Raw genomic sequence first — 20,479 nt, forward strand, 5'->3', positions numbered from 1 at the left:
CCTACAGGTAACCGCGTACCCGTAGGAGCGGTCAGCGGCCGCGAAAAGCACACCGCGGATTGACTGACACACCGCAGCGCCCGGTTCGCGGCATCAGGCCGCTCCTGCACAGGTTATACCCTGCCGCATCAGGCCTTGAGGGTGGCCATGTCGATCACGAAGCGGTACTTCACGTCACCGGCGTGCATGCGCTCGAACGCCTCGTTAATGTTCTTGATGTCCAGCATCTCGATATCGCAGGTGATGTCGTGCTCGGCGCAGAAATCCAGGACTTCCTGGGTTTCCTTGATACCACCGATCAACGAACCGGCCAGAACGCGGCGCTTGAGCACCAGGTTGGCCGCATGCAGGGCAGGATCTACCGGCTGGATCAGCCCGACCAGAATGTGCACACCGTCGAAACGCAGGGTTTCCAGGTAGGGGTTCAGGTCGTGCGGCACCGGAATGGTGTCGAGCAGGAAGTCGAAGGTCTCGGCGGCGGCCTTCATCTGCTCGGCATCGGTCGATACGATCACATGGTCCGCACCTTGGCGACGGCCCTCGGCAGCCTTGCTCGCCGAACGGGTGAACAGGGTCACTTCGGCGCCCAGCGCCTTGGCGAACTTGATGCCCATGTGGCCCAGGCCACCCATGCCCAGAATGCCGACCTTGTCACCCGGCTTGACGCCGTAATGCTTGAGCGGCGAATAGGTGGTGATCCCGGCGCACAGGATCGGCGCGGCGTTGGCCGGGTCGAGGCCGTCGGGAATGCGCACCACGAAATTCTCGCTGACCACGATACTGTCGGAATAACCGCCCATGGTGTTGCTGCCGTCCACGCGATCAGGCGTGGCGTAGGTCATGGTCGGGCCTTCCAGGCAGTACTGCTCCAGGTCCGCGTGGCAGGCATCGCAATGCTGGCACGAGTCGACCATGCAGCCCACGCCGACGCGGTCGCCCACGGCGTACTTCTGCACCTGGGAACCGACGGCAACCACGCGGCCAACGATTTCGTGGCCCGGTACCAGTGGGTACACCGCAATGCCCCAGTCGTTGCGGGCCTGGTGCAAGTCAGAGTGGCAGACGCCGCAATACTGGATTTCGATGCTGACATCGTCAGGGCGCAAGGCGCGACGTTCGAAGCTCAAGGGCGCCAGGGGCGTGGTGGGCGAAAGCGCGGCGTAGCCGAGTGCCTTGGACATGGTAAACCTCTCGAAACGAAAAATGATCAGGCTTAGATTGTGGCTTTCCCGCGCGCCTGCGGCCATGTCCGATCCTGCGCAATGAATGCCCATTCCTCCGAGCACCCCGCAAACGGGGCCCGAACGTGCGATGATCCACGACTGATTTCATGCCTGATCTGTGGTATCCCATGAGCCTGACCAAACACCTCGACGCCAACGCCCGCCTGGTACAGCTGATTCGCCCGCTGGCCATTGCCGATGACTGGATCCCGACGGCCATCGACGGCCTGCGCGTGGTTTCGTGCCGCAGCCACGTCGCGCGGACCGCGCAGATCTACGAACCGAGCCTGATGGTGATCGCCCAGGGCAGCAAACTGGCGTACCTGGGCGAGCGCACCCTGGAATACGGTGCGGGCCACTACCTGATACAGGCACTGCCAGTGCCGTTCGAGTGCGAGACCTTCGCCAGCGAGCAGTTGCCCCTGCTCGGTGTATCTATCCCGATCGATCGAACGCTGTTGGGTGAACTGGTGCTGGCCATGGAGCCCGGCCCGAGCCAGGCACAGACCACCGAGTCGATGACTGCCGTAGCGCTGGACGACGCCATGCGCGGCGCGGTGGAACGGCTGCTGCAGTGCCTGCATGATCCCCAGGAGCGCCTGGCCATGGCGCAGGCCCGGTTGCGCGAGGTGCTTTACACCGCACTGCGCGGTCCCAATGGGCATGTGCTGCGCGCGCTGGTCGAACAGCAAGGGCAATTCGCACGTATCGCCGGCGCGCTGTCCTGGCTGCACGCGCATTACGAGCAGCCGCTGCAAGTCGACGACCTGGCGCGACGGGCGAACATGAGTGCTTCGACGTTTCACGAGCATTTCAAGCGCAATACGCTGGCCTCGCCCGTGCAGTACATCAAGCGCCTGCGCCTGCTCAAGGCGCGCGCGCTGCTGGTCGCGGATGCAATGAACGTCAACCAGGTCGCGTTGCGCGTGGGTTACCAGAGCACCTCGCAGTTCAGCCGGGAATACAAACGCCTGTTCAACCACAGCCCTGGCCAGGAACGAGTAACGCGCTGAACCCCGACGCGGCTCGCGCCGCTGCTACAGAAGCACCGCGATCCCCTGTAGCAGCGGCGCAAGCCGCGTCCGGCATCACCGCGTGGCATCAGGCACACTGCTCCCACCGCCGACGCGGCTCGCGCCGCTGCTACAGAAGCACCGCGATCCCCTTTAGCAGCGGCGCAAGCCGCGTCCGGCATCACCGCGTGGCATCAGACACACCGCGCCCACCGCCGACGCGGCTCGCGCCGCTGCTACAGAAGCACCGCGATCCCCTGTAGCAGCGGCGCAAGCCGCGTCCGGCATCACCGCGTGGCATCAGGGACGCCCGGTCAGGTTTCGCGTACGACCAGCTCGAAGCCGAGGTCGATTGCCTGGGCGCTGTTACTCTTGCCAGCCATGCTGTCGAGTAACATCTGCGCGGCCTTGCGGCCGATCTCGGCGCGCGGGGTACGGATCGAGGTCAGGCGCGGTACCAGATGCGCCGAACCCGGCAGATCGTTGAAGCCCACCATGCCCACTCGTCCCGGAATGGCGATGCCCAAGCGCTGGGCCTCGTAGATGGCGCCCTGGGCCAGGTCGTCATTGCAGAAGAACACCCCGTCGACATCTGGGTGACGCTGCATCAGGTCAGCGAACAACTCGCCACCCAAGCCGATCGACGAAGGCTGCGGGCACAGCACCTCGAGTTGGGGATCATGCACCCCCGCCCTCTCAAGCGCCGCCCTGAATCCTTCGGCGCGCTGCATCACACGCGGGTCGAGCTGCGCGGCCACATAGCCCAGGCGTCGGCGCCCGGCGTCCAGCAGATGCTGCGCCGCCACGCTTCCGGCCTGCTCCTGGGAAAAGCCGACACAGGCACGCCCGCCGCTGGCGCCCAACTCCATCATGTGCACGCACGGCACACCACTGTTGTGCAACATGGCATGCGCACGCTCGGTGCGGCTCATGCCCGTCAGCAGGATGCCGCCCGGCTTGTAGGCCAGGTAGTTGCGAATGAGGTTTTCTTCTTCGTCGACATCGTAGTGGTAGTTACCGATCAGTACTTCCAGCCCGCGCGGGCGCATCACTTCATGGATGGCTTCCAGCGTGTCGATGAACAAATGGTTGGACAACGAGGGAATGAGCACCACGACCGACTGGCTCTGCGCCGAGGCCAGCGCGCGTGCCGCCGGGTTGACCACATAGCCCAGGGTCTGCGCGGCCTCCAGCACCTTGGTGGCCAATTGTGGAGCGACCGTCGACACCCCGCGCAATGCGCGTGAAGCCGTAATGGGGGAAACACCTGAAAGTTTGGCAACTTCGGCCAGGGTGGGCAGGCCAGTTGCGCGTGAACCGATTCGCGCCATGATTCTTGTTGTTATCTACTTGCAATGAAAAAGAGTTGAGGTAAGGTAGCGCTGTCTCGAATCCAGAGCAATAATGATTTGTGCCTTGCTATTACCGCAGGCTGCACCAGACTGCTTTGACAAGATCAATAAGATGAGGGCGCCGTATCCACGAACGGCCGGCCCCAGCAGGAGTGACTTGATGAATGCCCCTCTGAACGCTTTGGTGGTGATGGGAGTATCCGGCTGCGGCAAGAGCAGCGTCGGTGCCGCCATCGTTGGCCGCAGCGGCGGCCGCCTGATCGAAGGCGACAGCTTTCATCCCGAGGCCAACATCGCCAAGATGAGCGCCGGCCACCCCCTCGACGACAACGACCGCGCCGGTTGGCTGGTGCGTCTGGGCGAGGAAATGCGTGCCTGCATCGAGTCCGGGCAACGCCCCGTGCTGACCTGCTCGGCGCTCAAGCTCAAGTATCGCAAGACCCTGCGCGAAGCCGTGCCTGGCCTGGGCTTCGTGTTTCTCGCATTGACCCGCGAAGAAGCCGCCAACCGCGTCGCCCATCGGCCCGGTCACTTCATGCCGGCCAGCCTCATCGACAGCCAGTTCGCTGCACTGGAACCGCCGACCGGCGAACCCCTGACCCTGGACCTGGACGCCACCACTCCCATCGTGGACCTGGCGCAGCAGGTGGAACACTGGCTGGTCGAGCACGGCACTTCCACGCTGGCTTGATCGGCACTTGAAGACAGCGCTGTCTGAGCATCCCGCGCAGCAGTGCCTGATGTCCCCAACCACAACCGTTGCGCCCACAACAACGACAACACGAGGCAAACCTTTATGTTTGGCTTAGCTCACGACACTTACTTGCTGCTCGATGCACTGGTCACCATCATTGGTCTGATCGTGCTTATCACCCAGTTCAAGGTCCACCCCTTCGTCGCACTCACCATTGCGGCGATCTTCCTCGGCCTGACGTCCGGTTTGCCGGTGGTCAAGGTCATGAAGTCCTTCCAGGACGGCTTCGGCGGGGTGCTTGGATTCGTCGGCATCATCCTTGCGCTGGGCACCATGCTCGGCAAACTGATGGCCGATTCGGGCGGCGCCGACCAGATCGCGCAAACCCTGATCCGCAAGTTCGGGGTCAAGCGCATCCACTGGGCAATGATGTTCTCCGCGTTCCTGGTGGGCATCCCGCTGTTCTTCGAGATCGGCTTCGTGCTGCTGATCCCGCTGGTGTTCATCGTCGCCCGCCGTTCCGGCGTGTCGCTGGTGAAGATCGGCATCCCGCTGCTTGCCGGTCTTTCGGTGGTCCACGGCCTGGTGCCGCCACATCCGGGTCCGCTGCTGGCCATCGGCATCTTCAACGCCGATATCGGCAAGACCATTCTCTACGGCCTGATCGTCGGCCTGCCCACTGCGATGATCGCCGGCCCGATCTTCGGCTCGTTCATCTCCAAGTACATTCCGGGCAATCCTTCCAAGGAGCTGATGGACCAGATTGCCAAGGAGTCGGACAACCAGAACCTGCCCAGCTTCGCGGTGACCCTGATCACCATCCTGCTGCCCGTGTTCCTGATGATGCTCAAGACCTTCGCCGACGTGGCCTTGCCGGCAGAGAACCTGTTCCGCCAGTGGATGGACTTCATCGGCCACCCGATCACCGCGCTGCTCGCGGCCCTGTTGCTGGCCTTCTACACCTTTGGTGTGGCGCGCGGTTTCGACCGTTCGAAGATCATGAAACTGTTGGACCAGAGCCTGGCCCCGACTGCGGCCATCGTGCTGATCGTCGGCGCTGGCGGTGGTTTCAAGCAGATGCTGGTGGATACCGGTGTGGGCAACATCATCGGCCAGATGGCCGTGCAGGCCGAGGTCAATCCGATTCTGCTGGCGTGGCTGGTGGCTGCGGTGATTCGCGTTGCAACAGGCTCGGCAACGGTCGCGACCATCACCGGTGCCGGTATCGTCGCCCCGGTCATCGGCATGATGCCCGGCGTCAACCGTGAGCTGCTGGTGCTGGCCACCGGCGCCGGCTCGGTGATCCTGTCCCACGTCAACGACGCGGGTTTCTGGCTGGTCAAGCAGTACTTCAACATGACCGTGACCGAAACCCTGAAGACCTGGACCGTGATGGAAACCATCCTGTCCGTTGTCGGCCTGATCTTCATCCTGCTGTTGTCGATGGTGGTCTGAACCCGATCACATATGCAATTGGGTAGCGCCTATTCGCGGCCGATGACCGCTCCTACAGATGTGCATTCCCCTGTAGGAGCGGTCATCGGCCGCGAAAGCCCCCCGCAGATCAGCGCCGCTTCAAGCGATCGATGATCACCGCGATCAGCAGAATCGTCCCGCGAATCACGTACTGATAGAAGGTGTCGATATTCTTCAGGTTCATCGCGTTCTCGATGATCGCCAGAATCAGCACGCCGGCGATCACGTGGCGAATCATGCCAATGCCCCCGGCCAGCGACACCCCGCCCAGCACACACGCCGAGATCACCGTCAATTCGAAGCCCTGGCCGATCATCGGCTGGCCCGAGGTCATCCGCGACGCCAGTACCACACCGGCCAGCGCACCGATCACACCGTGCACGGCAAAGATGATGATCTTGGTGCGATCCACGTGCACACCCGCCAGCAGCGCCGCTTCCTGGTTGCCACCGATGGCCATGGTGTTGCGTCCATAGGTGGTGTAGTTGAGCAACCAACCGAAGAAGATGAAGCAGACGATGGTGATCAGGATCGGCACCGGCACGCCCATCAACTGGCCATTGCCGAAGATGAAGAAGTCCTCCTGCATGACCCCGACCGCCTTGCCATTGGAAAAGATATAGGCCAGGCCGCGCACGATCTGCATCGTCGCCAGGGTCGCGATCAAGGCATTGATGCGCAACTTGGCGATGACGATGCCGTTGATCAGGCCAACCACCAGCCCCATCAGCAAGGCCGCGCCCACGCCCAGCAGCACGCTTTCGGTGTCGCGCATCACCACCGCCGCAATGACCCCGGCGCACGCAATCACCGAACCCACGGACAGGTCGAAATGCCCGGACGCCAGGCAGTAAAGCATGGTGCAGGCCGCAATGCCGGTGGTCGAAATGGCCAGGCCCAGCCCGCGCATGTTCAATGGCGAGAGGAAGTTGTCGATGAACATCGTGCACAGCACGAAGATCGCCAGCGCGGCGAGCAGCATCACCCACTCGTCCAGAAAGCGACGCAGGTTGAGACCCTGGCGGGGGGCCGGCAGCGTGTTTTGCGTAGACATAAGCACCTCTGTTGTTATTGTTCAGCCGCGAGTGCGCGGCAGTGCCAATTGCAGCAACCTGGATTCCTGCGCCTGCTCGCGCAGCACTTCGCCGGTCAACGCACCTTCACTCATGACCAGGATTCGATCGCTGATGCCGATCACTTCCATCAGGTCGCTGGACACGACGATCACCGCGATACCATCGGCGGCCAGGCCGTGAATGATCTGGTAGATCTCGGCCTTGGCACCGATGTCGATGCCTCGTGTGGGTTCGTCGAGCAACAGGACCTTCATCGGCATCGACAGCCAGCGACCGAGGATGGCCTTCTGCTGGTTGCCGCCGGAGAGGTACATGATCGGCTGCTCGGCGGACGGGGTCTTGATGTTCAGCGTCTTGATCTGGCGCGCGGCGTTCTCCTTTTCCCACGGGCCCTGCACCAGGCAGCCCAGGGTGAGGTGGCGGTCGCGGGCGCCGATGTTGATGTTTTCGGCCACGCTGGCCAGGGGTACGATGCCTTCCTTCTTGCGATCCTCGGGGCACAATAGAATGCCCGCGGCGATGGCGTCGCGCGGGTTGGCCAGGGTCAGCGAACGCCCATCGAGGGTGAGGCTGCCTGCCTTGCTGGCGGCCAATCCGGACAGCAGGCGCAACAGCTCGGTGCGGCCTGCGCCCACCAGCCCGAAGAAGCCCAGCACTTCACCCTTGGCGACGCTGAAACTGACCGCCTCGTGCAGGCCCGGCCCCAGCAGGCCATCGACGCGCAGTGCCTGGCCCTGATGAGGGCGAGGACGGTAGTTGTAGATGTCCTGGATATCGCGGCCGACCATGCAGGTCACCAGCTGGTCGTGGGTCAACTCGGCCATGTCGTCGAAAGTGCGCACGTAGCGACCATCCTTGAACACCGTGACGGCGTCGCAGATGCGGAATATCTCTTCCATGCGGTGGGAGACATAGAGGACCACCCTGCCCTCGTCGCGCAGCTTGGCAATGATCGTCATCAGCCGGTCGATTTCCCGTGCCGACAAGCTACTGGTCGGCTCGTCGAAGGCGATCACATGGGCATTGCGCGACATCGCCTTGGCAATCTCGACCAACTGCCGCTGGCCCAGGGACAGACTGCCCAAGCGCTGGCGCGGATCGATCTCGTCGGCCAGACCGGCGAGCAGCTCGCCGGCACGGCGCAGCATGGCGCTGCGATCGATCAGGCCGAAACGCGCTGGCATGTGGCCCAGCAGCAGGTTTTCCGCCACGCTCATTTCCGGCACCAGGTGCAGCTCCTGGTGAATCACGGCCACGCCGCTGCCGATGCTTTCGGCAGCGGACTTGAACACCAGGCTCTGGCTGCCAATCTGCAGGCTGCCCGTGCTGGGCTGGTAGGCACCGCCCAGGATCTTCAACAAGGTGGACTTGCCGGCACCGTTTTCGCCCATCAGGGCATGCACGCTGCCCGGGCGAACTTCGAAGCTGATGTCCGACAGTGCGCGCACGCCCGGAAAATTCTTGCCGATACCGTTGAAACGCAATGACTCTACACGCATGGATACAACTCCAGAGCAGGCATCACGGCACGCCGTGAAGAATCTGCCTCTGCCGGGGCAGAGGCCATGGGTCAGATCAGTTCCACAAACCGATCTTTTCCAGTTCCTGCTTGAAGTTCTCGCGGGTGATCAGGGTCACGTCATCCATGGCGGTGTATTTGGGCGGCTCCTTGCCGGTGGTGACCCACTCGAACATCATGCTTGCCGTGTTGTAGCCCTCGGTATGGGGGCTGGGCAGCATGGAGCCGAAGAAGCCGCTGTTGGCTTTCTTCAGCTCGCCGATGGCATCGGTGCCGTTGATGCCGATGCCGATCACGTTGGCTGCAGCGAACCCCGCACTTTCGGTGGCGCGCACGCCACCCAGCACGGTGTTGTCGTTCATGCCGCCGATGATCAGATTCTTGGCGCCTGACGGCAGCTTGACCAGCGTGGAGTTGGTAGCGTCCATGCTGCCGGGTACGTCGAGGGTCTTCTGCGCGGCGAACAGAATGTGCTCGGTCGGCAGGCCCGCAGCCTTCAGCGCCTTGACCGAGCCGTCGGTGCGCTTCTTGCCGGTATCCAGCTCGTTGTAGGTATTGATGATGGCGTAGGTGTCTTTCCAGTCCCAGCCACGCTTCTTGGCTTCGCCGGCCATGGCCATGCCCTGCTTCTCGCCGACTTCGAAGGCGGCCATGCCCAGGTACGGCACGTCCTCCATGAAGTTGCCCTTGGCATCGACGAAGCGATCGTCGACGGCCATTACTTTCATGTCATTGAGTTTGGCCTTGGCCACGATGGCCGGACCTAGCGCAACGTCAGGGGGGCAGATGACGAAGCCCTTGACCCCATTGGCGGCCAGGCTGTCGATAGCGGAAAGAGTTTTCTCGCCGTCGGGCACGGCGATCTTGATGACCTTGAAGCCTTTGTCCTTGCCGGCCTTCTCGGCAAAGGCCCACTCGGTCTGGAACCAGGGCTCTTCAGCCTGCTTGACCAGAAAACCGATCTTGACCTCTTCGGCCCACGAAGCCGACGAGCCTGCGAACATCGCGGCGGTCAGGGCGGCACAGCACAGGGAACGGATCCCATGACGACTCAACATAGCTAACTCCTTATTTTTATTGAATAGCTACAGCGTCCAGCAACATCAGCGAATAGTCATACCATATAACAGGATGGGCATTTGTAACGTAACGTCACGCTTGCGCCATCCACAGCGGCGTGTCGTAGATCCTGTCAGAAATGACACCACGAGTGATCTGGCAAATAGTATTACCATTTATTTTTACGGACGTCGAATTTCAGCTATACCTGCCAGTGCAGCCACCGCCGGAGTCCGGTTGTCCAACCCCGGGATCCAGCCATTTCCTATAAAAAACTACGGAACGCCTTACATGCCTATTCATCAAAAACTGCTCAGCGCCATTGGATTGACCCTCATGACTGCTTCCATCTCTGCCCATGCGGCAGGCTTGACTTCGACCCGCGAAAGCTTCGGCGCGCTGCCCGATGGCACGCCGCTGGAAAAGATCACCCTGAGCAACAGCCACGGTATGAAAGCTAGCATCATTACCTACGGCGCCACCTTGCAGGCGCTGCACGTACCCGACAAAAAAGGCCAGGTGGCGGATGTGGTGCTGGGCTTCGATGACGTGCAGGGCTACCAGGCCAATCCCACCGTGTATTTCGGCGCCACCATCGGCCGCTTCGGCAACCGCCTGGCCGGGGGCAAGTTCAGCCTGGACGGGCAGACCTATTCGGTACCGCTCAATGACAAGAGCAATGCCCTGCACGGCGGCACTCGAGGGTTCGACAAACACGTCTGGGCCGTAGAGGCCACGCAGGATGCCGACCAGGTCGCGGCCACCTTCACCTATCGCTCGCCCGATGGCGAGATGGGCTTTCCCGGGACCCTGGCGACCCAGGTCACCTACAGCCTGAACGAACGCAACGAACTGCGCGTGCAGTACAAGGCCACCACCGACAAGCCGACCGTGCTCAACCTGACCAACCACAGCTATTTCAATCTGGCCGGTGCCGGCAGTGGCGATGTGTTGAAGCAGGTGGCCACCTTGCATGCGAGCCGCTACACGCCGGTGACGGCGAAGTTGATCCCGACCGGCGAGTTGGCACCGGTGAAAGGCACGCCGATGGATTTCCTCGCCCCTACCGCCATTGGCAAGCACATCGGCGCCAAGCATGAGCAACTGGCATTCGCCGAGCCGAAACAAGGCGGCTTCGATTTCAATTGGGTGCTCGACAGCGCAGGCGACTTGAAACGCGAGGCCGCCAAGGTGACCGACCCGGTGTCGGGGCGCACCTTGACGCTGTACACCACCGAGCCGGGCGTGCAGTTCTATACCAGCAACTTCCTCGACGGCACCGTTCGCGGCAAGGGTGGCAAGGTGTATCCGCACTGGGGCGCCTTCACCCTCGAAACCCAGCACTTCCCCGATGCCCCCAACCAGCCCACGTTCGCCAGCACCCGCCTCGATCCCGGCCAGACCTACACCCACACCACGGTGTTTGCCTTCTCGGCGCAGTGATTCGGCCTGACCGACCGCAGCGCCCGTTTCGCGGCCACGGACCGCTCCTACGTGAGGTAGACAGCGCCTGTAGGAGCGGTCATCGGCCGCGAAAGGCTGACTGCGATGTGCCTGACCGACCGCAGCGCCCGTTTCGCGGCCACGGACCGCTCCTACGTGAGGTGGACAGCGCCTGTAGGAGCGGTCATCGGCTGCGAAAGGCTGACTGCGATGTGCCTGATCGACCGCAGCGCCCGTTTCGCGGCCACGGACCGCTCCTACGGATATCGGGCATGGATCGTGGGCAAAAAAAAGCCACCGCACTGACGTGAGGTGGCTGAAAATCTAACCAAAGAGAGTTGAAGCAGAGCACTGGGCCAGTCGCTATGCGGGGAAGAATCAGCGCCTGGCCTCGTATTCAAACTTCGAAATCAAAGATACCAGCCGAACCGAGGCGCCACTATTGCGTTCGTCAATAGTCATTATCGACACACCAAACGTGCCGCAGGCACTCAACGGTGCGCAAGCGGATGCGCACCTGACACCTGATCACGTACACTCGGTCTTCGTTAACATCTTGATACGTATGCGCTGATCGCGTGACCCATTGACTGGCACAAGAACGTCGACCTTGAAACGCAACTCCACCGCCATATTCTCCCAGCCCGGCTTCCGTGCCTTCCTCATGGTGCGTCTCGCGGCCATGTTCGCCATGCAGATCCAGGCCATCGTTGTCGCCTGGCACATGTACGACATGACCCGCCATCCACTGACACTGGCCTACGTCGGCCTGGCGCAGTTCATCCCCATGGTGCTGTTGCTGCTGCCGGCCGGGGATCTGCTGGATCGCTTCGACCGGCGGCGCATCCTGCAGATCAGCTGGAGCGTGTCGGTGCTCTCCTCCGCCGCGCTGCTGTGGCTGGCCCTGAGTGAAACCGTCGACACCTGGCCCTACTACGTCGCGTTGTTCGTGTTCGGCTGTACCCGCGCGTTCACCGGGCCCGCCGTGCAGAGCCTGCTGCCGCAGATCGTTGCGCGCGAGCATCTGGCCCAGGCCATCGCCACCAACAGCATGATCATGAAAGTGGCGGTAATTGCCGGCCCCCTGCTGGGCGGGCTGCTGTATGCCGCCATCGGTGGCTGGACGTTCGGCATCTGCCTGCTGGGCTTCGCCCTGGGTGTGCTGCTGCTGCAGTGGGTACCCAGCGTGCGCATCGTGCGGCCGGTGGATGATCAGACCACAGCAGTGAGTCGCTTCACCGCTGGCATCCGCTTCATCACCTCGCGGCCGATCATCCTCGGTGCGATATCGCTGGACCTGTTCGCGGTGCTGCTCGGTGGCGTGGTCGCCCTGTTGCCGATCTATGCTGCGGAAATTCTCCATGTCGGCCCCGCCGGGCTGGGCCTGCTGCGCAGCGCCATCGCACTGGGTGAACTGGGCATGGGTTTCTACCTGAGCATCCGTCCGCTCAACGCGCGGATGGGCCAGCGCATGTTCCTCGCGGTGGCCGTGTTCGGCGTGGCCAACCTGGTGTTCGCTTTGTCCACGTGGTTCTGGGTGTCGTGCGCGGCGCTGTTCGTCGCTGGGGCAGCAGACATGATCAGCGTGTACATCCGCTCTTCGCTGATCCAGTTCGCCACGCCCGACGATATGCGTGGACGGGTCAGCGCGGTGAACATGTTATTCATCGGCTCTTCGAACGAACTGGGCGAATTCCGTGCAGGGGTCAGCGCGACGGCGCTGGGCACGGTGCCAGCAGTGTTGTTCGGCGCTGTCAGTACGCTGGTGATCGTCGCCTTGTGGACACGGCTGTTCAGACCGCTGTGGACCATCGAGAACAACGAGCAGGCATTGCCCGAGCGCCAGAAGACACCAGCCTGATCACGACCGGCTAGCGCCGCGCGGGGCATGGCGGCAGAACCACTCCTGGTTGCCCTTGAGCTCGGCACGCAGCTGCGCCACCAGTTCGGCAATCGCCCGACTGCTGGACAACGGCTGGGTATCGACACCTACCATCAACAGGTCGACCTGACCACTGGCCGGGTCGGACACTTCGACCGTCATGGTGCCCCCCGGATTCAATGTGCAATGGCATTTGAGGGGTGCGAAGCTGGCTTCGACGATGCGGCGCATTTCAGTGGTGGGAATCATCTAGAGCTTCTCCTGGCGATGTCATGGCTGGAGACGTGTCGCAGCGTGAGTACGGCCACTCGGCAGGGCGGCGCGCTCACGCTTTCAGCGTGGTGCGGCAGGCAGGCACCGAGGGCTGCCTGCACAAGGCTACCAGACTCAGTCCTTGGTGCCATAGGGCGGATATTTATCTGCGTCACCGGTTTTTTCCGACGTGTCGCCTTCGGGCTTCTTGGCGGGCCCGATCGGATCGACCTGCGGGTCGGAAAGGTCGGGAGAGTCCGGGTCGAACCCCAGGTCGTTATCGGGCTTGGTCTCGTTGCTCATAAATCCTCCGGTCTTGAATGGGGGCCATCGGCGCGATAGCGCTGCTCCAGCATCAGGCGACGCCTGGCGGGATGCCGTCCTTGTTGAAATCCTTCAGCCGTTCCTTTTCTTCCGGGGTGGAATGGGCGGGCGTCTGGTCCTCGGTGTCCTCGGCGGGCGGTTGCTTGTCATCGGCCATGATCGGTTCCTTTATCAATGAGGGGCTCTACACTGTGAGCCTGCAGACCGATCCGGGGTTCCGTGCAATCGACCCGGCCGCTGTCGTCATGGCCGATACATCGCGTCGCTCCTTTCGCGGCCGATGACCGCTCCTACGGTGGCATGAAACTTTCGTCAGCTCCAGGCACTCAATGTGCAGCCGCGCTCGCATGGCTGCTGGCGGTCCGACTGACAATCCCGAGGAATACACGATGATCGCTCGCTGGCGCTGGGCCCTGGGTCAGATGACCAAACGCTTGTGGTTCCGCGCAAGCCTGTTCTCCCTGACGGGCATCGCCACGGCGCTGATTGCCATCGTCTTCAAGGACTTCGTGCCCGCCGACCTGCCGACGCGGATCGGTGCCGATTCGGTCGACAAGATCCTCGCGATCATCGCGTCGAGCATGCTTGCGGTCACGACCTTCTCGCTGAGCACCATGGTCAGTGCCTATGGCGCCGCCAGCAGCGGCGTAACACCGCGTGCCACCTCACTGGTGATGGAAGACGCCACGACCCAGAACGCGCTGGCAACGTTCATCGGCTCGTTCCTGTTCAGCCTGGTCGGGATCATTGCCCTGAGCACCGGGGCCTACGGCGCTCAAGGGCGGGTGGTGCTGTTCGCGGTGACCATCGTCATGATCATCCTGATCGTCTATACGCTGCTGCGTTGGATCGACCACCTGTCCAAGCTGGGCCGGGTCGGCGAAACCATCGACCGGGTCGAAGCCGCAGCGTTGCAATCCCTGGAAAACCGCGCGCGCTGGCCGTACATGGGCGCGGCGCCCTACCCGCTCGATCTGATGACTCCGCCAACGGCAGCAACCGTGCGCAGCGAGGACACCGGCTACGTGCAGCACATCGATGTCGCCGCCCTTGGCGCGCTGGCCGAGAAGCACGGGCTGCAGATCTACCTGAGCGTACTGCCAGGCGCTTTCCTTCACCTCGGCGCAGATCTGGCCTGGTTTACCGCGGACAGCGACGGCCAGGCGCAGACCCAGGCAGACCTCGCCGCGGAAATCCGCACCGCTGTCACGATCGGCCTGCGCCGTACCTTCGAACAGGACCCACGTTTCGGCATTTCGGTCCTCGCGGAGATCGCTTCGCGCGCCCTGTCGCCGGCCACCAACGACTCGGGCACGGTGATCGACGTGATTGGCCGCGGAGTCAGGTGCTTCACCGCCTGGCATGTACACAGCACTACCGATTCGACATCCCGCGAGATTGATCCACACTGCCGCCGAGTGCACGTTCGCGGCTTGCAGGTGGCCGATCTGTTCGACGACTTCTTCACCTTCGTGGCGCGCGACGGCGCCGGGCTGCTGGAAGTCGACATTCGCATGATCAAGGCGCTGATCAGCCTGAACGAGATCAGCCCGCAAACCTTCGCCGCCCAGTGCCGGCTGCATGCGACGCGCCTGCTGAAACGCGCCGACAGCGCGCTTACCCTGGATGAAGACAAGCAGCGGCTGCGTGAATTGGCCAAACCTCTGCTGGGCTGAACGCCGAGCACCGCCGCCCGAAGCGTCCACTGGGGCGATGGCGCTGAACTTGTGCAGCTGTCGACGGGCCTGAGTTGACACCTGCACTTGCAGGCAATCACTGCTCAGACGGAAAACGATGATGAACATAGCCTGGCTGGCCTGGGGATCGCTGGTATGGAAGCCGGGGGCTTTACAGGTCTGCAGCCCGTGGCACACCGACGGCCCTGCATTACCCGTCGAGCTTTGCAGGGTCGGCGACGGCGGCGAGCTGGCCACGGCGATCTGCCTGAATGCACCTGCTGTGCCATCTCTCTGGGCGTTGCTGGACACCACCTCGCTTGACGACGCCTGTCAGGCACTGCGCGAACGTGAACAGATACCCCATTCGCGCGATGATGGCATCGGCAGTTTCATCTGCAGCGACCGGTCGACCGGGGTCCTTGCCCAATGGGCGCGTGAGCGAGAACTGGATGCAGTCATCTGGACCGCTTTGCCGCCGCGATTCGCGGGTATAGAGGCACGGATACCCACCATCGACGATGTTCTCGACTATCTGCAAAACTTGACGGGTGAAGTGCGAATACATGCGCGGGAATACATTGAACAACTGCCGCAGCAACTAGATACGCCTTACAGAGACGTCATTCGTCGTTCGCTGGGTTGGGGAGGTTGAAGCAGTAGGGGAAGTGCGCGGGGGTTGCTGCACTTCCCTACCGTTCAATGGGCTGAAGGCCAGCAATCGAACGGTTGGGAAGACACTTTACGCGCAGCAGAATCAGCGACGCAGGAAACGGCTTACCAGTACGAAAATGGCAGCGCCAATGGCCAACGAGGCACCTGGCTTTTCCTTGACGAAGGCAGACACATTGTTCAGCGCGTCGCCGTAGGTCTTGGTCAGTTGGCCAGCCGCTTCACGACCTGCGCCTTCTGCCTGCAGGGAATGGTCACCGACCAGTTTGCCCACTACACCTTGAGCCTTGCCGGCGATCTTTTCTGCTACGCCTTCGATTTGTTCGCTTTTCATGTTGAGCCTCACTTTGATCATCGTTTTAGTTACAGTACTTGAAGTATGTAAGCCGGAAGCTTCGTACTTGCTGCCTGAACTTAGGGCGTTGCCGGTTGGAAATAGTTCCGATCTTATTTTCAGTGTTCATGTTGGCGAATTCGGACGCTCGGGCACGCTCAACCTACGGCTTCCAGCGGAGCACCGATCGACAGCGAGCGCAGATAGTCGCCGAAGCCTTCACGGCAGCGACAATCCAGCCGGGCGCTGGTCGTCACGCAGTTGATCGAAGTCCAGGTAATGGACGCCCCGACCTCTTTCAGGTCGGCCACCAGGTGCACGTCCTCGTGGGCCGTGAGCGGCTTGAACCCGCCAACCCGGCGGTAGGCCTGGGCACTGACGCCCATGTTGGCGCCGTGGACATGCTTGTGACCTTCCACCGGGGTATAAAGAGCGTCGTAACGGCTGCGAACTTCCTCGGCATGCAGCGACCAGTCATCCACGCGCACCGTGCCGCAGACCGCGTCAGTGCGAAAGCGCAGCTGATCGACCAGCCAGGTGGGCGGCACGAGGGTATCGGCATCGGTGAACGCCAACCAGCGGGCGCCTTGATCCAACAACAGTTGAGCACCCGCGGCGCGCGTACGACCGACGTTGCAGTGCGCCACGGCCACGCTCTGTACGGGGTAGCGGTTGACCACTTGCTGGGTACCGTCGGAACATTCGTCCAGCACGATAACCACCTTGACCTCTTCGCCCGACAGTCCAGGATGCTCACCGGCAATCAGCAACGACTCGATGCATTGAGCGACCACTGCTTCTTCATTATGAGCTGGGACAATGATTCCGATCATGGACGATACCTGTCGAGGAGATGCCGGCATCCGGCGGCTGTAAGTCTCTTGACCTATCTATCGCGCGTTGGTTGCAGATAGATACGACGGGTGGTAGTTCGGCAAATGTTCATTCCAATTTGCAATTCACTTTCTCCCCTCCAGAGGCCCAACGACCCGTACCGGGGTGTCGATCAGCCAGCGCTGCAAGCCTGAACGAATTAATGTAGGGCATGGTGATCAACTGCAACAGAGGACTTGGCGAGGAGCGTGACAATGGCAACTCGAAGGACAAGCATAGGCTACTGGCACTGGGTGTTGCTGCTGGCGGTGATCGCCTCGGGCTGGCAGCCGCTGGACCGCCAGACCTGGCTGATCGAAAACATTCTGGTGCTGGTGGGCGCCGTGGCCGTGTGGTTCACCCGTGACCATTTCCAGTGGAGCCGACGCGCGTGGGTGATGGTGATCATCTTTCTATGCCTGCATCAGGTGGGCACGCACTTCACCTACCCCCAGGTTCCCTACAACGAAGCGTTGTACCTGGTCAGCGGGGTGGACGTGAATGCAGCGCTGGGCTGGGAGCGCAATCAATATGATCGCTTCGTGCACCTGGCCTACGGCCTGCTGCTCAGCCTGCCGTTGCGGGAAATCGTCAGTGAGAAATGCCAGCTCAAGGGTGCGTGGGCATCATTGATCGCCTGGTCGCTGGTGCTGTCGACCTCGATGCTCTATGAACTGATGGAGTGGGCAGGCGCCGCGTACGTGGGCGGTGGCGACTCGGCCTTCGTCGGTGCCCAGGGCGATTTCTGGGATGCCCAGAAAGACATGGCCGTAGCGGCGGCTGCCTCGCTGGTGGTGCTGACCTGCCGCGGCCATGCGCTGCGCGCCGGGGTTTCGGCGCTGCGCGGGCGATTGACACCGCACTGAAACGCCCAGCGGCTCAATGCATCGATACCTCAATGCATCAATACATAGCCAAGCATCTGTTTCGCCATGCGCCACGGCTGCCAAACCGAAAGGTGATCGAAGACTCTCCCGGAATTTCCCATCACCCCCATGACCGTCACGTAGACGACGCCTTTCCTGATCAACCTCGATATCTTTTTCTTGCTGTAACGCAACAATCAGGACACCTGCACAAGTGGGTTTCGCGACATGGCACTTCTGCAACGGCGAAAACGAAAAAGCCCCGCCAATGCGGGGCTTTTCGATGTTTGGCGGGAAACCAGGGATTCGAACCCTGGGAACGCTATTAACGTTCGCCGGTTTTCAAGACCGGTGCATTCAACCACTCTGCCAATTTCCCGAATGTCTTGCTGGTTGCTTTGCGGGCGCCATAATACCGGAATGAAACACGCTGTCAAACTCTGGATAGAGCGGCTGGGCAAGGGTCTGATATGATCTTTGCATCTGAACGTTTCAGACGTGTTCAATCAAAGGAGTCTCGCCATGCGCGAACAGGATTATGCAGTTAATCAAGGCTCGCAGGTGCAGCAGCTAGAAGTTAGCCGCGTCCTGCGCAACACCTACGGCTTGCTGGCACTCACCCTGGCTTTCAGTGGCGTGATGGCCTACGTCGCGCAGCAGATGCGCGTCGGCTACCCGAACATCTTCGTCGTGCTGATCGGCTTCTACGGGCTGTTCTTCCTGACCAACAAGCTGCGTGATTCGGCCTGGGGCCTGGTGTCCACCTTCGCCCTTACCGGCTTCATGGGCTTCCTGCTCGGCCCGATCCTCAACCGCTACCTGGGCATGCAGGGCGGCGCCGAAGTGGTCAGCTCGGCGTTCGCGATGACGGCGCTGGTGTTCGGCGGCCTGTCGGCCTATGTGCTCATCACCCGCAAGGACATGAGCTTCCTGGGCGGCTTCATTACCGCAGGCTTCTTCGTGCTGCTGGGCGCCGTGCTGGCGAGCTTCTTCTTCCAGATCGCCGGTCTGCAGTTGGCGATCAGCGCCGGTTTCGTGCTGTTCTCGTCGGTGTGCATCCTGTTCCAGACCAGCGCGATCATCCATGGTGGCGAACGCAACTACATCATGGCGACCATCAGCCTGTACGTGTCGATCTACAACCTGTTCGTGAGCCTGCTGCAGCTGTTCGGCATCATGGGTCGCGACGACTGATGCACCGTTGCCCTGTCGAAGCCCGCCTCGTGCGGGCTTTTTCTTGCCCCTGGTTCGGGTATCTTCGGCAAAAACCGGTTTGCCCCATGGGCGCCGCGCCGTAGAATCGCGCTCCTTTCGATTGAGCCATCGCGCTCTTTTTGCCGGAGCCTTCGCGCTCTTTCTCAGGAGCCCTTGCCATGAGCACCCCACAGCCACCCAGCGACGAATTGATCCTGGGCCTGGAAGACCGCCCTCGCCCACTGCTGGGCATGCTTGCCGCGCTGCAGCACCTGCTTGCGATCATCGTACCGATCGTCACGCCTGGCCTGCTGATCTGCCAGGCACTGGGCGTCAGCGCCCGTGACACCAACATGATCGTTTCCATGTCGCTGGTCATTTCAGGCATCGCTACCTTCGTTCAATGCCGACGCATCGGCCCGTTCGGCGCGGGCCTCTTGATCGTGCAGGGCACCAGTTTCAACTTCGTCGGCCCGCTGATTGCCGGGGGTGCGCTGATGGTGCAACAGGGCACACCGGTGGAAGCTGTGATGGCGGCGATCTTCGGCGTGGTCATCGCAGGGTCGTTCGTGGAAATCGGCATTTCGCGAATCCTGCCCTTCGTCAAACGGCTGATCACGCCGCTGGTCACCGGTATCGTCGTACTGATGATCGGCCTGACCCTGATCAAGGTCGGTCTGATCAGCATGGGTGGCGGCTTCGGCGCCATGGCCAATGGCACGTTCGCCAACGGCGAAAACCTCATGCTCTCCGGCCTGGTACTGGCGATCATCGTGGTGCTCAATCGCATTCCGGTGACCTGGATGCGCAGCGCCGCCATCGTCATCGCTCTGGCCATGGGCTACGCGCTGGCCGGTTACCTGGGCCGACTGGATTTCACCGGCATGCACCAGGCCGCGGTATTTCAGGTGCCCGTACCGCTGCACTTCGGCCTCGGTTTCTCCTGGGCGTTGTTCATTCCAATGCTGGTGATCTACCTGGTGACGTCCCTGGAAGCGATCGGTGACGTGACGGCGACCAGCAAGGTGTCACGCCAGCCCGTAGAGGGCCCGCTGTGGATGCAGCGCATCAAGGGCGGCGTGCTGGTCAACGGGACCAACTCGCTGCTGGCCGGTGTCTTCAATACCTTCCCCAGCTCCATCTTCGCGCAGAACAACGGGGTCATTCAGCTCACCGGCATCGCCAGCCGCCACATCGGCGTGTGGATCGCCGGGATGCTGGTTCTGCTCGGTCTGTTCCCGACGGTTGCCGGGGTGATCCAGGCGGTGCCGGAACCGGTACTGGGTGGCGCTGCCATGGTGATGTTCGGCGCGGTGGCCGCCTCGGGCATCAATATCCTTGCCAGCGTCGACCTCGATCGTCGGGCACTGCTGATCATCGCGGTATCGCTCGCCCTCGGCCTGGGTGTGGCTCAGGTGCCGGAGTTCCTCGCGCACATGCCAGGCGCATTGCGCAATGTGCTGGAGTCGGGTGTAGCCACTGGCGGTATCTGCGCGCTGCTGCTGAACTGGTTTTTGCCAGCCGGGCCTGTGACTCGTCACTGAGCTGGCC

20 protein-coding genes and 1 tRNA gene are annotated in these 20,479 nt (G+C 62.0%); 10 read left to right on the forward strand and 11 right to left on the reverse strand.

Annotated elements, in window-relative coordinates; all coding sequences use genetic code 11:
- Positions 1-128: 128 nt before the first annotated feature.
- Positions 129-1,181 (reverse strand): NAD(P)-dependent alcohol dehydrogenase, encoded by a 1,053-nt coding sequence (locus H7993_RS03110; RefSeq protein ID WP_185793405.1) that lies wholly within the window; start codon positions 1,179-1,181, stop codon positions 129-131.
- A gap of 170 nt (positions 1,182-1,351) precedes the next feature.
- Between H7993_RS03110 and H7993_RS03115 the strand changes: the two genes are divergently transcribed.
- Positions 1,352-2,236, forward strand: coding sequence for an AraC family transcriptional regulator (locus H7993_RS03115; protein WP_122478229.1), 885 nt, complete (start codon positions 1,352-1,354; stop codon positions 2,234-2,236).
- Positions 2,237-2,550: 314 nt separating this feature from the next.
- Here H7993_RS03115 and gntR read toward each other — a convergent pair whose 3' ends face one another.
- On the reverse strand, positions 2,551-3,567 hold the full coding sequence (gene gntR / locus H7993_RS03120; protein WP_185793406.1) for an HTH-type transcriptional regulator GntR: 1,017 nt from the start codon (positions 3,565-3,567) through the stop codon (positions 2,551-2,553).
- Between the two features lie 181 nt (positions 3,568-3,748).
- Here gntR and H7993_RS03125 point away from each other — a divergent pair, with 181 nt between their 5' ends.
- Together H7993_RS03125 and H7993_RS03130 are read left to right on the forward strand one after the other, a co-directional pair.
- A complete protein-coding gene (locus tag H7993_RS03125; RefSeq protein WP_185793407.1) occupies positions 3,749-4,279 on the forward strand; it encodes a gluconokinase in 531 nt (176 codons plus the stop codon).
- 105 nt (positions 4,280-4,384) lie between these two features.
- On the forward strand, positions 4,385-5,737 hold the full coding sequence (locus H7993_RS03130) for a GntP family permease (RefSeq protein ID WP_122477027.1): 1,353 nt from the start codon (positions 4,385-4,387) through the stop codon (positions 5,735-5,737).
- Between the two features lie 109 nt (positions 5,738-5,846).
- Here the strand turns inward: H7993_RS03130 and araH are convergent, their stop codons facing one another.
- The 3 genes from araH to H7993_RS03145 all read right to left on the reverse strand — a co-directional run bounded on the left by araH (position 5,847) and on the right by H7993_RS03145 (position 9,411).
- A complete protein-coding gene (araH, locus tag H7993_RS03135) occupies positions 5,847-6,812 on the reverse strand; it encodes an L-arabinose ABC transporter permease AraH (protein WP_122477025.1) in 966 nt (321 codons plus the stop codon).
- 21 nt (positions 6,813-6,833) lie between these two features.
- Complete coding sequence (gene araG, locus H7993_RS03140; RefSeq protein ID WP_185793408.1) at positions 6,834-8,333, reverse strand: L-arabinose ABC transporter ATP-binding protein AraG; 1,500 nt, start codon at positions 8,331-8,333, stop codon at positions 6,834-6,836.
- 76 nt (positions 8,334-8,409) lie between these two features.
- On the reverse strand, positions 8,410-9,411 hold the full coding sequence (locus tag H7993_RS03145) for a substrate-binding domain-containing protein (protein ID WP_122477021.1): 1,002 nt from the start codon (positions 9,409-9,411) through the stop codon (positions 8,410-8,412).
- Positions 9,412-9,703: 292 nt separating this feature from the next.
- Between H7993_RS03145 and H7993_RS03150 the strand changes: the two genes are divergently transcribed.
- Both H7993_RS03150 and H7993_RS03155 read left to right on the forward strand, forming a co-directional pair.
- Entirely contained in the window at positions 9,704-10,855 is a 1,152-nt protein-coding gene (locus H7993_RS03150) for an aldose epimerase family protein (RefSeq protein ID WP_244646831.1), read from the forward strand.
- Positions 10,856-11,441: 586 nt separating this feature from the next.
- On the forward strand, positions 11,442-12,716 hold the full coding sequence (locus H7993_RS03155; RefSeq protein WP_425311965.1) for an MFS transporter: 1,275 nt from the start codon (positions 11,442-11,444) through the stop codon (positions 12,714-12,716).
- Here the strand turns inward: H7993_RS03155 and H7993_RS03160 are convergent, their stop codons facing one another.
- The 3 genes from H7993_RS03160 to H7993_RS20810 form a co-directional block, all read right to left on the reverse strand.
- The gene (locus H7993_RS03160; protein WP_122477018.1) at positions 12,717-12,986 is read right to left on the reverse strand and encodes a DUF1652 domain-containing protein; all 270 of its coding nucleotides are present in this window, start codon (positions 12,984-12,986) and stop codon (positions 12,717-12,719) included.
- Between the two features lie 138 nt (positions 12,987-13,124).
- A complete protein-coding gene (locus H7993_RS03165; protein ID WP_185793410.1) occupies positions 13,125-13,292 on the reverse strand; it encodes a DUF6021 family protein in 168 nt (55 codons plus the stop codon).
- Positions 13,293-13,344: 52 nt separating this feature from the next.
- On the reverse strand, positions 13,345-13,470 hold the full coding sequence (locus H7993_RS20810; protein WP_090358366.1) for a hypothetical protein: 126 nt from the start codon (positions 13,468-13,470) through the stop codon (positions 13,345-13,347).
- 232 nt (positions 13,471-13,702) lie between these two features.
- On the opposite strand from H7993_RS20810, the gene H7993_RS03170 reads away from it, so the two are divergent.
- On the forward strand, positions 13,703-14,989 hold the full coding sequence (locus H7993_RS03170) for a DUF2254 domain-containing protein (RefSeq protein ID WP_185793411.1): 1,287 nt from the start codon (positions 13,703-13,705) through the stop codon (positions 14,987-14,989).
- 121 nt (positions 14,990-15,110) lie between these two features.
- Positions 15,111-15,644: a hypothetical protein gene (locus H7993_RS03175; RefSeq protein ID WP_185793412.1), complete on the forward strand. Its 534-nt coding sequence runs from the start codon at positions 15,111-15,113 to the stop codon at positions 15,642-15,644.
- Between the two features lie 102 nt (positions 15,645-15,746).
- On the opposite strand, the gene H7993_RS03180 is transcribed toward H7993_RS03175, so the two are convergent.
- Entirely contained in the window at positions 15,747-15,995 is a 249-nt protein-coding gene (locus H7993_RS03180; RefSeq protein WP_122477013.1) for a CsbD family protein, read from the reverse strand.
- 158 nt (positions 15,996-16,153) lie between these two features.
- Entirely contained in the window at positions 16,154-16,828 is a 675-nt protein-coding gene (locus H7993_RS03185; RefSeq protein WP_185793413.1) for a glycosyltransferase family 2 protein, read from the reverse strand.
- Between the two features lie 255 nt (positions 16,829-17,083).
- Between H7993_RS03185 and H7993_RS03190 the strand changes: the two genes are divergently transcribed.
- Positions 17,084-17,734 carry a DUF2238 domain-containing protein gene (locus H7993_RS03190; RefSeq protein WP_185793414.1) on the forward strand — a complete coding sequence of 217 codons (651 nt, stop codon included), beginning with the start codon at positions 17,084-17,086 and terminating at the stop codon, positions 17,732-17,734.
- A gap of 288 nt (positions 17,735-18,022) precedes the next feature.
- Here the strand turns inward: H7993_RS03190 and H7993_RS03195 are convergent.
- Positions 18,023-18,113, reverse strand: a tRNA-Ser gene (locus H7993_RS03195).
- A 143-nt stretch (positions 18,114-18,256) separates the two neighbouring features.
- Here H7993_RS03195 and H7993_RS03200 point away from each other — a divergent pair.
- Both H7993_RS03200 and H7993_RS03205 read left to right on the forward strand, forming a co-directional pair.
- Positions 18,257-18,928 carry a Bax inhibitor-1/YccA family protein gene (locus tag H7993_RS03200; RefSeq protein ID WP_043189407.1) on the forward strand — a complete coding sequence of 224 codons (672 nt, stop codon included), beginning with the start codon at positions 18,257-18,259 and terminating at the stop codon, positions 18,926-18,928.
- 179 nt (positions 18,929-19,107) lie between these two features.
- Positions 19,108-20,472 carry a nucleobase:cation symporter-2 family protein gene (locus H7993_RS03205; RefSeq protein WP_185793415.1) on the forward strand — a complete coding sequence of 455 codons (1,365 nt, stop codon included), beginning with the start codon at positions 19,108-19,110 and terminating at the stop codon, positions 20,470-20,472.
- Positions 20,473-20,479: the final 7 nt, after the last annotated feature.

The organism is Pseudomonas baltica, assembly GCF_014235765.1.
GTDB classification, from domain to species: Bacteria; Pseudomonadota; Gammaproteobacteria; order Pseudomonadales; family Pseudomonadaceae; genus Aquipseudomonas; species Aquipseudomonas baltica.